The organism is Nonomuraea sp. NPDC050680 (assembly GCF_040654555.1).
Lineage (GTDB): Bacteria > Actinomycetota > Actinomycetes > Streptosporangiales > Streptosporangiaceae > Nonomuraea.
Window position 1 is genome coordinate 239,772 of record NZ_JBFAIF010000011.1, and the last position, 11,716, is coordinate 251,487.

The following is an 11,716-nucleotide window of genomic DNA, read 5'->3' on the forward strand; positions in this document are numbered from 1 at the left end:
CCGCCATGATCGGACGGACTCTCGCGGCGGGCGTGCTCGCCCTGCAGCTCACCTCGGCCCCCGCCCTCGCCGCGGTGCAGGCGGAGCGGGGAGCGCCCGTCGAGTGCAAGCCGCGCAAGGGGACGACGCAGCTGCCCGGCACCGAGCCGTGGGCCCAGCGAAGGCTCGACATCAAGAACGTGTGGCGCCTCACCCGGGGCGCGGGCGTGAAGGTCGCCGTCGTCGACAGCGGCGTCGACTACCAGCACCCGCAGATCCAGATCTCCAAGTTCATCGACATCACTCACACCGGCTACCGCGACTGCGTGGGGCACGGCACCGCCGTCGCGGGCATCATCGCCGGCCGCTACCTCGCCGGGGTCCCCTTCCACGGCGTCGCCCCCGAAGCCCAGCTCATCTCGGTGAAGCAGAGCAACAGCGAGGAGGGCGAGGTCGCCGACCTGGTCAAGGGGATCAAGGAGGCGGTGGACCGCAAGGCGGACGTGATCAACGTCTCGGTGCGGGCCGCCGACCATCCCGATCTGAGGGCGGTCATCCAGTACGCCCTGTCCAGGGACATCGTGGTCGTGGCCGCCGCCGGCAACATCACCAAGGAGGACGGGCCGCCCGAGCCCGCCTACCCCGCGGCCTATGACGGCGTGCTCGCCGTCGGCTCGGCCAGCACCGACGGCCGTCGCGCCGACTCCTCCAACACGGCCACGCCGGTCGGCGTGCTCGGGCCGGGCGTGGACATCACCGCCCCGTGGACGGGCAAGAGCTACATGCGCGGCCTGGAGGGCACCAGCTTCGCCGCGCCGTACGTGGCCGGGGTCGCCGCGCTCGTCCGCTCCCGCTTCCCCAAGCTCGACCAGGAGCAGGTACGCCAGCGCATCACCGCCACGGCCGACGGCTCGGTGGGCACGGGCACCGGAGCCGGGATGGTCAACCCGCTGCTCGCCGTCACCGCGACGCTGTCCTTCGACCCGGCCGGCGCCCCGGTGGTCGCCGCGCCTCCGCCCTCGCCGCTGCCCGCCGACGTGGTGGCCAAGGTCCCGGCGCCCGACGAGCACGCGACGAACATCTCTCTCCTGGTGATGGTCGGCGCGCTGGTCATCGCCGGCGTGGGGGCGGCCTGCGCCTTGCTCGTCCCGCTGGGTCGCCGGCGCGGATGGCGTCCCGGTCGGCCGGCGGCCTGATGTCCTGACGGTTAAATGTCAGGTTGCGTCCGAAACTACTGATGCAAATGTGACAGGTTTGGTTGAATGTACTGCAGATCGCGTTTTGACTTGAAGGGAAAGAGATGCACCCTCTGCAGCCGGGTGATCCTGAGCGTTTAGGCGCTCACACCCTCTTTGGACGGCTGGACGAGGGGCCGCGAGGAGTCGCGTACCTCGGCAAGGAGTCCGAGGACGGACCCACCCGAGTGATCAAGCTGCTCCCGGCCGTTCCGGGCGCGGGTCCGCAGGACGCCGAGCGGTTCAAGGGCGTACAGCGCATTTCGAGCGTGTACGTCGCCAGGACTCTGGACGCCGGCATGCACGGCGAGCAGCCGTACATCGTGCGCGAGCACATCGAGGGCCGCAGCCTGGCCGAAACGGTGACGGCCGAGGGGCCGCTCGACGGCGACACCCTGGAGCGGGTGGCCGTGGGCGTGCTGACCGCCCTGACCGCCGTCCACCTCGCCGGGGTCACGCACCGCGGGCTCACCCCGCACAACGTGCTTCTCGCCGCCGACGGCCCGCGCGTGACGGACATCGACCTCGGTGAGGCCGTCGGCGAGCTGGGTTACCGCTCGCCCGAGCAGCTCAGCGGCCTGGGTTACGGCCCCTACGCCGACGTGTTCGCCTGGGCCGCGTCGATCGTCTTCGCCGCGACCGGGCAGCCGCCGTTCGGGCACGACGCCCAGGCGGTGCTCAACGAGGAGCCCGAGGTCGGCGCACTGGCCGAGCCGCTGCGCCGGGTGGTCCTGTCCGCGCTGTCCAAGGACGTCGCGCAGCGGCCGACCACCTACACGGCGCTGCTGCAGCTCCTTGGGGACAAGAGCGGGGCCGCCGCGCCGCGGGTGGGCGTCGTCGCCACCGTGCCGCCGCCGGAGCCGATCCCGGCGCCCCAGGACGAGCTCTTCCCGCCGCAGACCATCCAGCTCCCGCCGTTGCAGGTGCCGGTGGAGCACCAGCAGCCGCTCGAAGGGGTGCCGGTCCCGCAACAGACGTGGGGTCCGCCGCCCGTGCCGCAGCAGGGACCCACCTGGGAAGGGGCGCCCGGCGGGCCGCCGCAGGTGTGGCAGGTACCGGCCCAGGGCGGCGCGGCCGCTCCCCGGCGCAAGTCGTTCCCCATCGGGCTCGCCGCGGCGGTCACGGCCGTCATGCTGCTGTCCGGCGTGGGGCTGTGGGGTGCCGGTCACTACGCCAAGCTGGAGCCGGTCTCCAACTCCGCGTCGCAGGCCACGAAGGGTGGCACGCTGGCGATCGGCGGTGGTGGAGGTGACTCCTCCACGCAGCAACAGCAGCAGCAGCAACCCGGCCAGCCCGATCCGCAGCAGTCGCAGCCCGACGTGACGGTGCCCTGGGCGTCGGCCAGCCCCGACCCGACCGACGTGGTCCCGCTGGTGCTGCCGACCGACTATCCCTCGCAGGCGCCCACGGCGCCGGAGTTCAGCACGGTCCCGACACCGCAGCCGATCCTCACGCAGCCGGTGACCCAGCCGACGGTGACGCAGCCCGTCGCCCAGCCGACGGCGACGCAGCCCACCGCGAGCGCCTCTACCGAGCGCAAGGGCAGGAAGCGCCACACGCCGACGCCGACGCCGACCGAGTCGAAGCAGGAGCCGACGCCGACCCCGACGAAGACCAAGGAGCCGGAGCCGACGCCGGAGCCGAGCAAGACCAAGGAGCCGGAGCCGACGAAGACGACCGAGTCGCCCAAGCCGACGCCGACGAAGACCACTCAGTCGCCCAAGCCGACGCCGACGAAGACCACTCAGTCGCCCAAGCCGACGCCCACCAAGACAACCGCCAAGCCGACGCCGACGCCGCCCAAGACGAACCCCTACACGCCGACGCAGGTGTGCGGATCCGGGTTCAGCGTGCAGCGCAGCGGTTCATTCGCGGGCGGGGTGACCTACCAGCTCTACAACAGCGGCAGCGGTGAGAACTGCGTGGTCACCATGAAGACCGCGAACGTGGGTGTGAAGAGCCCGGTCAGCGCCACCCTCGACGTGCAGGGCGGGGGGAGCAGGACCGACTCCGGCAGCTACGAGTACTACGCCGGTCCGGTCAAGCTGCCCGCCAAGGGCAAGTGCGTGAAGTTCTCGGGCAGCGCGGGCTCCGGGAGCACCAGCGCCGGATACAGCAACTGCGGCTGAGACAGCGCGAAAAGCGGGGCCGGTGAGGAGCGATCCTCACCGGCCCCGCCGCTGTCCGGGGAAGTCCTCACCGGCTCCGGCCACTGTCCGGGGTCCTCACCGGCTCCGGCCGCTGTCTGGAGATCAGTCCTCCCAGGCGCGCTGGGTGCGGCGCATCCCTTCGAGCCGTTCGCCGGTCTCCCGGGCGTAGGCGTCCTGCAGCTCGTCCAGATCGCGCTTGAACGTGCCCAGCAAATCCTGGTCGCCGGGCACCATCCCGAGCCCTAGCAGGTCGCGGGCCTGCCGCTCGTGGTCCTCCTGGGCCGCGCGTACGGCCTCGACCACCTCGCGGCCCAGCTCTTCCGGATCCAGCCGCATGGCCCGGTGGGTGATCTGCACGTCGACCAGCCTGCTGTCGGCGTCCACGCGCGCGGAGACCGCTCCGCCGCGGCTCTCGCCCGAGCCGCTCAGCTGACGTAGCTCCCGCGTGGCGTTCTCGAGCTCGCGCATCGTCCGTTCGCTGGCCTGTACGAGCCGGTCGAGCTCCATGAGGCGGGGGTCAATGGAATCCATGCGCCCCACGCCACCGGCAGCAGGTTAACGAACGCCAATCGGGAGCCGTCCAGTCGTCTAACTGATCATTAAGACTGCCATGAGAGCGAGGAGACGAGACCCGACATCAGGAAGAATTTGTACATATGACAATGAAAGCGGCTGCTCCGGGGCAGGAGATCTACGTCACCTCCACGGCCATCGGTCACCTGCGGGATCGGGTGGACGATGAGCTGAAGGTGGCGTTGTCCTTCGTCAGGAGCCTGGTCGGCACGGTCGGGGTCGAGGCCCCGGGCTTCGGCGTACTCGGGGAGATGGTGCTGGGCGGCACCTACGACGGCATGTGCCGGTGGGCCGACAGCACGCTGGGCGAGGCGGAGAAGACGATCGACAGCTGGTCGGGGGCGCTCACGCAGGGCGAGCGCAACTGGCACACCGCCGAGAAGGCCAGCGCCGTGCGGTATCGCAAATGAGTTACAACGAAATGAGCTATAACGGCAACCTGCGGCACCCTGCCTACAACCCGCCCTCCACCGCGAACACCGGCTACTCGCCCTACAGGTATCCCGGCTACAACGCGCCCAACACCCCGGGCTACAACCCCTACAAGCCGCCCACCTTCGGGCCGCCTGCGCAGGTGCCGGAGCCGATCGGGCCCAAGGTGCTGGAGTCGATCAAGCGGCTGGGCCGGATCTCGGCTTGGCTGGTCCCCGCCGTGATCGTCGCGGGTACGGCCATCGCCAACGAGCCGGGCATGGCGCAGGCGGCCGCGAACTGGAAGAACGGCATCTCCAACCGGCTCGACGACGGGGTCAAGCAACTGCTGCCCCAGCTCGTCGCCGCGTCGCGCAGCGGCTGGATCGCCCTCGACCAGCAGGAGTTCGAGCGGGTCGTGTGGGTCTTCCACCGGGAGATCGGCGCGCTGCGCGGTGTGCTCGGCGACGTCGGCGGCATGGTCGACGAGGTGGCCGCCGGATACCGGAGCTACTGGGTCAAGCTGGCCACGCTGGGCGTGACCACGCTCACCCTGCTGATGTTCGCCAAGCAACTGCAGGCGTTCCCCCACACCAAGCTGTATGGCGGGCTGCTGGAGAAGTTCATCGCCTCGGGCACCAACGGCGCGGTGGCCGTGCTGACCTTGACGCTGGTGTCGGGTCTGCGCGGGGCGGGCGACGTCATGTCCACGGTGATCAAGAAGGGGCACCAGTTCGGCTACATCACGCCGAACGGCGCCGCCGCGATCGACTTCGAGCAGGCGACCATCAACGCCGCCAAGTTCCCCTCGTTCCAGGCTCCGGCCAAGCCCGGTCAGCTGCCTCCGGGCTCCGACAAGTTCGACTGGGTGGAGCCCAACCAGGAGACCACTTAGTAGGGGCGGTACCCGCCGCCCTGCGCCATTGAGGCGAGGCCCGGGTGGCCGTCAAGCGATCCATACCGCTTGTACGTGTATAGGACCCCGGCGATGATGTTGTCCACCGGCTCCAGGATCTGCTTGTGCCCGGGCAGGCTGTTGGAGTTGAACGTGGGCGGGATGGTCTGCATCAGTCCCTGCGATGGCACGCCGTTCTTGGCGTTGATGTCCCAGTTGTTGATGGCGCTCGGGTTGCCCCCGGACTCGTTGTAGATGATGGTCCAGATCTGTTGGATGACCTTGGGGTCGTTCGGGTCGAGATCCTGGATCTTGTCCAGCAGCCCCCTGGCCCGCAGCGTGTCGGCCATCTCCGGTGACTTGATGACCCGGAGGGCCTCCTTGATCCACTCGACCACTTCGGCCTTGGGCGCCGGCGCGTTGCCGGCCGAGGAGACGCCGCCGCTGTAGGCGTAGCCGGCGCCACCGCTCGCGCCGCCGCCGTCGCTGCCACCGGCGGCGGCCGCCGACTCCAGCGAGGTGCGCTTGTCGTCGAACGGTGTCCTGACCCACTCGACCTTGTGGTCGCCCGGCTCGAAGTCGGCCCCGTCCGGCTGGGGGACCTTGGTGAAGAAGCCGAACTCGCCGTCCGCGCCGAGCTCCTTGGCCAGCGCCTTCTTGGCGTCCTCCAGGTCGCCTTCGGCCTTCTCGACCAGCTTCTCGGCCTTCGTGACGTTGCCGCTGACGATCGTCGTCTTGGCCAGAGCGTCCTCGGCGTCCTGGGCGGTGGCTTTCGGGTTCAGCTTCGCGTACTGGGTCTTGTACTCCGCCGCGCGTTCGACCGCGTCCTGGCAGAGGGCGTTCACCTTGCCGTGGGCGTCCTCCAGCGAGGTGGCCGCCTTGTCAAGGGCGTCGGCGCAGGCCGACAGCGCGTCATTGAGACCGGTGCTCGCCCGCGGGTAGGCGGCCATGTGCTTGGTGAAGGCGTCGGCCGAGCCGCCCTGCCAGGCCTTGTCCACCTCGCCGACCGACTTGGTCAGGGAGTTGGTCGACCTGGTGACGTGACCGGCCGCCGTCCGCCACGCGTTCGCGGTGCTCCTGATCGCCTGCGGATTGCCGGTCACCTTGGCCAGGAGGGCGGCCAGCCGGCCACCCCCGGGCAGATCGCCGACGCCGCTCATCCGCCGGAGGCCTTCGAGGCCTTGCGCAGGTTGGTCTCCACCTGGTCGATGGCCTTCTCGACGTTGTTCAGGCGGCTCTTGCCCGCCTGCAGTTCGTCCTTGAGCGCCCGCCAGACCTTGTCGACGTCCGTGGCCAGGTCACCGGAGTCCTTGAGGTCACCGAAGGTCTTCGACGAGGTCCCCCCGGTCGGCGCGGTGGACTTGGTGCCCTCGAACGCGTCGTCCAGGTCGAGCATGTTGGCCACTTTGCGGGCCCGTCTTCCGCATTCTTCGAGCGCCTGGAAGTGCACGTCGACCCAGCCGCCGCTCATGGGACCCCCAGACGTATTGCTGCGAAGTGCACGAAACATGAGCATAGTGGACAGTTATCGAGGATGTCCTTGAGGAAGGAGAAACTGGTGGGGCAGCTGGAGGGCTACTCCGCGCGCTGGGCAGGTATCCGGCGCGGGGCCGAAATGGCGCGGGAGGAGGCCGATCACGTGCGCGAGGTGCGTGAGGAACTGCGTCAGGTGTTCGCCGCCGAGGGCCGGCCTATGGGTGACGACCAGTACGGCGCGGAGTTCGAGAAGAGCTTCCCCAACCGGACGAAGGCCATCTTCAAGGACTTCGACGACTACATCGACGAGCTGGAAGGTACCCGAGACGGGATGCACGTCAACGCCAAGACATACGAGGCAACCGAGATCGACACTCGGGGCTGACGTTCGTGGTCCTCGATGGGGTACCCGTGCCCGCTTGGGTCCGTCCGTGGGTGGGCTGGGTACTGGGAACGGACTGGCCCAAAGGCGATGAGGACGGTCTGTTCCGGCTCGCCGACGCGCTGGCGAAGGCGGCCCGGAGGGTGGCCGCCGGGGCCGACGGGGAAGGCATCCGGCTGTACGCCGACGGGTGGGACGGGCCCGCACTGCGGGCGTTCACCCGCAGGGTGTCCCGGGAGGTGGGCGGTCGCCAGGCGGCCCTGGTGAAGTCCCTGGTGGACCTGGCGTTCGCGTGCAACGAACTGGGCGTGCAGGTCCAGTTCACCAAGCGGATGATGCGGCTGGCCGTACTGCTGCTGGTGGTGCAGCTGGCGTGGCTGACGTGGGCGCTGGTGTCGCCCGCGGGCGGCCTGACGGTGCGGCTGATCGGCGTACGCGCGCAGGCGGCGCGGTGGACGGTGCGCCAGTTCGCCCGCCGGCTGATGATCAACATCGCGCTGTTCGGCGGGTTGCTCGGCGGGATGGATCTCCTGGTCCAGGGGACGCAGTCGCGCCGGGAGGGGGTGGACTGGCGGCAGGTGGGCTCGTCGGCGGCCACCGGAGCGCTGACCGGCGGGTTGCTGACCGCGCTGGCGTGGGCGTTCCCCACGCGGTCGCTGTGGATGCTGATGGGCCAGTCAGGGGTGGCGAACGCGGGCGCCGTGCTGGGCTCGGAGCTGTGGAGCGGTGACGGCTCGGTCGATTGGCTGCTGGTGCTGAAGGGCCTGTCGTCGGGCGTGGCGGGCGGCGCCGACGCGCATTGGGCGAGCTGGAGCCCGGACGGCGGCCACCCCGGGCCCAGGCCGCTGGACGAGCACGCGCGCTTCGACGACCCGGGCGACCCCGGCTCCCGGAACGGCACGGGGCCGGATGACGCGGAGGGAAACGGGCGGACGAGGCTCGCCGACGCCGGTGACCCTCGTGCGCCGGCCGACGGTGAGCACGCCCGGCCGCACCCGCAGGAGGAGCGGAACATCTTCCGGCGCAGCATCGACCAGCTGATCAACTGGGCGCGCCCGGGCGAGACCGGACCCGTCCGGCTCAGGGACCACGCGACGTTCAGCGAGAGCGCCCGGCGCGGCGTGGTCGCGCGCGAACGGCTGGCCGGCGCCGGTGGCGAGACGGTGAAGGTGGAGAAGGTCAGGCTGGCCGACGGCAGCCACGCCGTCGACAAGGAGTTCTCCGGGACGGATCGGCGCGACCGCGACCATCTCAGCTCGCGGCTCGGCCGCGCGGTCGGCGCCGACGTCGCCGCGACCCACATCGTCGGCGAGCGACGGCTGCTCATCGACTGGGTCGACGGCAAGCAGGTGCCGGTCCACCGCGAGCCCGATGGCAAGTGGCATCTGTCGCGTCTGCACAACACCCGCGAGGGGATCCTCCTCGGCCTGCTCGACGCGCTGACCGGCAACCACGACCGCTTCTCCCTGCGGCACGACTTCCTGGAGGGCACCGACGGCAGAGTCAAGGCCTACGACGGAGACAAGGCCTTCACCGGGCGGTTACCCGACACGAACAGCCCCTTCAGCCGCCACTTCTTCCGCGACAAGGGCGAGCTGGCCGACTGGGCGCCCAACCCGCTCAGCAAGGCCGACATCGAGGCGCTCCGGCCCCGCGTCGAGGCGCTGCGGGCGGAGTTCCGGGCGCTCGGGCACAGCGACTGGTACAACGACGTCGGGTTCGCCTTCGAGCAGATCGCGAAGAACGCCAGCGGCACGGTCTCGGTGCTGGACGCGCCTCCCGGGTCCGTGATCGTGGAGCCGCGGGCGGCGGGCCCGACGTTCGGGGAGCGGACTCGGACGTTCGAGGGAGCGACGCCGCCTCGCTCACCGGACCCCGCTCCGCACTCGTCGACCAGCGACACGGGCGACGGCATACGGGCACGCCCGGCACGTAGTTTCGAGTTCGACCCCGACTACCGCACTCCGCTCCTGCCGGTTCACGACCAGTCCGTCATGGCGCGGCTCCGGGGTGTGCTGACCAACGTCATCGACCCGGGGCAGGCGCTCAGGTCGAGCGAGTGGGCCCACCTCAGGCGGCAGGCGACCCCATGGGTGGTCGAGAGCCGTAACCCGCAGCATCCGGCGCTCGATGCCAGCGCGCGCGTGGAGGCGCGCCGCTTCGCGATCGTCGGCGACGAGGTCCGGCGGGTGACCGAGTTCACCATCAAGATCAAGTACGTGGTCGCGGACGGCATGACCCCTGACCAGGTGATGCAGCTCAAGTCCAACGCGCTCGACGGTGTGGACCTGTACTACAACCACCAGCACCGGCTCAGCGACGGCAGCCAGCTGCACATCCGGCTGGAGTGCCAGGAGGTGCACAACGCGCGGCCCGGCGATCGCGACGTGGTGACCTTCCGCGCCGCCGGTGGCCGCTCCGACATGCTGACCTGGTACGCGGACACCGACGCGCACGTGCATGCGCACGAGGTGGGGCATCATCTCGGGCTGGCCGACGAGTACCTCGACTACGAGGCGCCTGGCCGCAGAACGCTCACCGACCGGGGCATGGAGCCGGGCGACAATGTGATGGGCGACGCGCTCCGCGTGGGAGTGGACAACTTCGTGCTGCTTGACCACGCGGGACATGAGGTCCCGCCGCTGGTCGCGCCGCTCGACCACCACATGGTGCACCTCCACGACCTGGTGCCCGCCTCGCATCGGTTCGTCGAGGGGGAGGCCGGCTTCCGGCAGCCGGCCGAGGAGTGGACGCGGGCCGCCTACACGCCCGACCAACTGCGTCTGCCCGACCACGTGCGGGACCTGCTCGTCGACTTCCCGCACCGGAGCGGCGACCTGATCGACCACGTGCGGTTGCTGGACCGTGCCCACGCCCTGTTCGGAGACCGCGTCGCCCAGCGCCATCTCGACTACGTCCGCGCGCTCTGGGACGTCGGCCACACGCTCTACGGTGCCGTCCCCGATGCCATGACGATCCGAGATCTGTACCGCTTGTCCGGTCTGGTGACGCACCTTGGCTGGAGGCCGGAGCTGGGGCCGCTCGACGGAGCCTGGGTCAGGGCGCGGAGCGAGGCGGTGCTGGGCGGTCCTGCCAACGCGAGGATGATCGAGGGCCTGTCGAGGTTGCGGGAGTGGTTCACTTCTGCTGGCGGGCGGCCGGAGCCGGGTGAGACGGGACCTCAGGTCCTGCACAGGGCGGCCGGAGAGTTCTTCGGCGAGCCACCCAGTGAGGCCGGCGTCCGCCGCGCCGCCACCTTGTTCAGCCGCGCGGCGGAGCGCTCGCCCGTTCTGGCCGAGGGGTCGGTCGACCACGCTCGCGTCACCACCGAGCTGCGGAGCAAGCAGGCGGGGGAGTGGCAGGACGGCGCGTTCGGCGGCGACCAGTTCGCCCGGCTCGTGGAGCAGGTGCACGGCGACCAGGGATCCGGGCAGCCAGCCGGGCCGCCCAAGGCTCCTGGGGAGTCCCCGCATGCGGGCTCGCACAACAAGGGGCTGGCGTGGGACGCGCGAAGGGTGGGCGAGGCGGTCACCGACTGGGGGGCCAGGCCGCACGGGGGGAAACCGCACACCTTCCAACCGGACCATCTGGTGGCCGCGCGCAAGCGGACCCAGCCGGTGAACATGGGGGCACGTGACCCACGGGTCGCGGCCATCGAGCGTCGCGACATGACCGTCGAGGCACGTGACGGAGCGATGCGGCCCGTCACGGAGTACACCGTCAGGTTCGCCTACCGTTCCGATACGTCGCCGCTGGGCCACCTTGGCACGCGCGTGCGGGCAGGTCTCGACCGGTTCGTCAACGGCAGATACGTGCTGCCGGACGGCTCGGTGCTGCTCGTCCGGGTGGAGTTCGTACCTGCGGAACACCGCGGTGTGACGATCGGACATCGCGACGAGGCACCTGGCAGTAGGCCGTTCGACTTCCCCTACGAGGCGCCACACGTCGAGCTGGCGCTCAAGGTCCTCGATCAGCTGGGCGTGGACGACGTGCTCGGCCCACCGCGGACGGCCGAGGCCGCCTCGACCGAACCGGTTCCCCAGCCGGACGCCGTAGCCGCGCGCGAGCGGCCGACAGGGGACGCGCGAAGGGTGGGCGAGGCGATCACCGACTGGGGGGCCACGCCGCACGGGGGGAAACCGCACGCCTTCCAACCGGCCGATCTGGTGGCCGCGCGCAGGCAGGTCCAGCCGGTGAACATGGGGGCACGTGACCCGGGGGTCGCGGCCATCGAGCGTCGCGACCTGACCCTCGAACCAAGCGGCGGAGTGGTACGGCGCATTACCGAGTACACCGTCAAGTTCGCCTACCGTTCCGACATGTCGCGGGCGGACATGGGCTACTTCGGCAGGCGCGTGCGGGCGGCTCTCAGCCGGTTCGTCGACGGCAGGTACGTGCTGCCGGACGGCTCGGTGCTGCTCGTCCGGGTGGAGTTCGTGCCTTCAGAACACCGCGGTGTGACGATCGGACACCTCGACGAGGCACCTGGCAGTAGGCCGTTCGACTTCCACTATGAGGCGTCATATGTCGAGCTGGCGCTCAAGGTCCTTGATCAGCTGGGCGTGGACGACGTGCTCGGCCCACCGTAGACGGCCGAGGCCGCCTCGACCGAACT

General features: G+C 70.3%; 9 protein-coding genes. 6 read left to right on the forward strand and 3 right to left on the reverse strand.

Annotation, left to right across the window (positions count from 1 at the left end):
- Positions 1–5 precede the first annotated feature (5 nt).
- Positions 6–1,175 (forward strand): S8 family serine peptidase, encoded by a 1,170-nt coding sequence (locus AB0H88_RS32070; protein ID WP_357651023.1) that lies wholly within the window; start codon positions 6–8, stop codon positions 1,173–1,175.
- A 104-nt stretch (positions 1,176–1,279) separates the two neighbouring features.
- Positions 1,280–3,343: a serine/threonine protein kinase gene (locus tag AB0H88_RS32075; RefSeq protein ID WP_357651025.1), complete on the forward strand. Its 2,064-nt coding sequence runs from the start codon at positions 1,280–1,282 to the stop codon at positions 3,341–3,343.
- Positions 3,344–3,466: 123 nt separating this feature from the next.
- Here the strand turns inward: AB0H88_RS32075 and AB0H88_RS32080 are convergent, their stop codons facing one another.
- Positions 3,467–3,895 (reverse strand): YbaB/EbfC family nucleoid-associated protein, encoded by a 429-nt coding sequence (locus AB0H88_RS32080; protein ID WP_357651027.1) that lies wholly within the window; start codon positions 3,893–3,895, stop codon positions 3,467–3,469.
- A 125-nt stretch (positions 3,896–4,020) separates the two neighbouring features.
- On the opposite strand from AB0H88_RS32080, the gene AB0H88_RS32085 reads away from it, so the two are divergent.
- Positions 4,021–4,347, forward strand: coding sequence for a hypothetical protein (locus AB0H88_RS32085; protein WP_357651029.1), 327 nt, complete (start codon positions 4,021–4,023; stop codon positions 4,345–4,347).
- Positions 4,344–5,243 (forward strand): hypothetical protein, encoded by a 900-nt coding sequence (locus tag AB0H88_RS32090; RefSeq protein ID WP_357651031.1) that lies wholly within the window; start codon positions 4,344–4,346, stop codon positions 5,241–5,243. The genes AB0H88_RS32085 and AB0H88_RS32090 overlap by 4 nt, the downstream gene beginning before the upstream one ends.
- Here AB0H88_RS32090 and AB0H88_RS32095 read toward each other — a convergent pair.
- A complete protein-coding gene (locus tag AB0H88_RS32095) occupies positions 5,240–6,403 on the reverse strand; it encodes a WXG100 family type VII secretion target (RefSeq protein ID WP_357651033.1) in 1,164 nt (387 codons plus the stop codon). The two genes, AB0H88_RS32090 and AB0H88_RS32095, sit on opposite strands and share 4 nt — an antisense overlap.
- Positions 6,400–6,714, reverse strand: a complete 315-nt coding sequence (locus tag AB0H88_RS32100; RefSeq protein ID WP_357651034.1) for a hypothetical protein — start codon at positions 6,712–6,714, stop codon at positions 6,400–6,402. The genes AB0H88_RS32095 and AB0H88_RS32100 overlap by 4 nt, the downstream gene beginning before the upstream one ends.
- 87 nt (positions 6,715–6,801) lie before the next feature.
- Between AB0H88_RS32100 and AB0H88_RS32105 the strand changes: the two genes are divergently transcribed.
- Together AB0H88_RS32105 and AB0H88_RS32110 are read left to right on the forward strand one after the other, a co-directional pair.
- Positions 6,802–7,104 carry a hypothetical protein gene (locus AB0H88_RS32105; protein ID WP_357651036.1) on the forward strand — a complete coding sequence of 101 codons (303 nt, stop codon included), beginning with the start codon at positions 6,802–6,804 and terminating at the stop codon, positions 7,102–7,104.
- A gap of 26 nt (positions 7,105–7,130) precedes the next feature.
- Complete coding sequence (locus AB0H88_RS32110; protein WP_357651038.1) at positions 7,131–11,690, forward strand: hypothetical protein; 4,560 nt, start codon at positions 7,131–7,133, stop codon at positions 11,688–11,690.
- The last annotated feature ends 26 nt before the right edge of the window (positions 11,691–11,716 follow it).

What these genes read in the sequence shown, in the direction of transcription:
- AB0H88_RS32075 (WP_357651025.1), top strand. Translation starts at nt 1,280, where the DNA reads ATGCACCCTCTGCAGCCGGGTGATCCTGAGCGTTTAGGCGCTCACACC.
- AB0H88_RS32070 (WP_357651023.1), top strand. Translation starts at nt 6, where the DNA reads ATGATCGGACGGACTCTCGCGGCGGGCGTGCTCGCCCTGCAGCTCACC.
- AB0H88_RS32095 (WP_357651033.1), bottom strand. Translation starts at nt 6,403, where the DNA reads ATGAGCGGCGTCGGCGATCTGCCCGGGGGTGGCCGGCTGGCCGCCCTC.
- AB0H88_RS32085 (WP_357651029.1), top strand. Translation starts at nt 4,021, where the DNA reads ATGACAATGAAAGCGGCTGCTCCGGGGCAGGAGATCTACGTCACCTCC.
- AB0H88_RS32100 (WP_357651034.1), bottom strand. Translation starts at nt 6,714, where the DNA reads ATGAGCGGCGGCTGGGTCGACGTGCACTTCCAGGCGCTCGAAGAATGC.
- AB0H88_RS32080 (WP_357651027.1), bottom strand. Translation starts at nt 3,895, where the DNA reads ATGGATTCCATTGACCCCCGCCTCATGGAGCTCGACCGGCTCGTACAG.
- AB0H88_RS32090 (WP_357651031.1), top strand. Translation starts at nt 4,344, where the DNA reads ATGAGTTACAACGAAATGAGCTATAACGGCAACCTGCGGCACCCTGCC.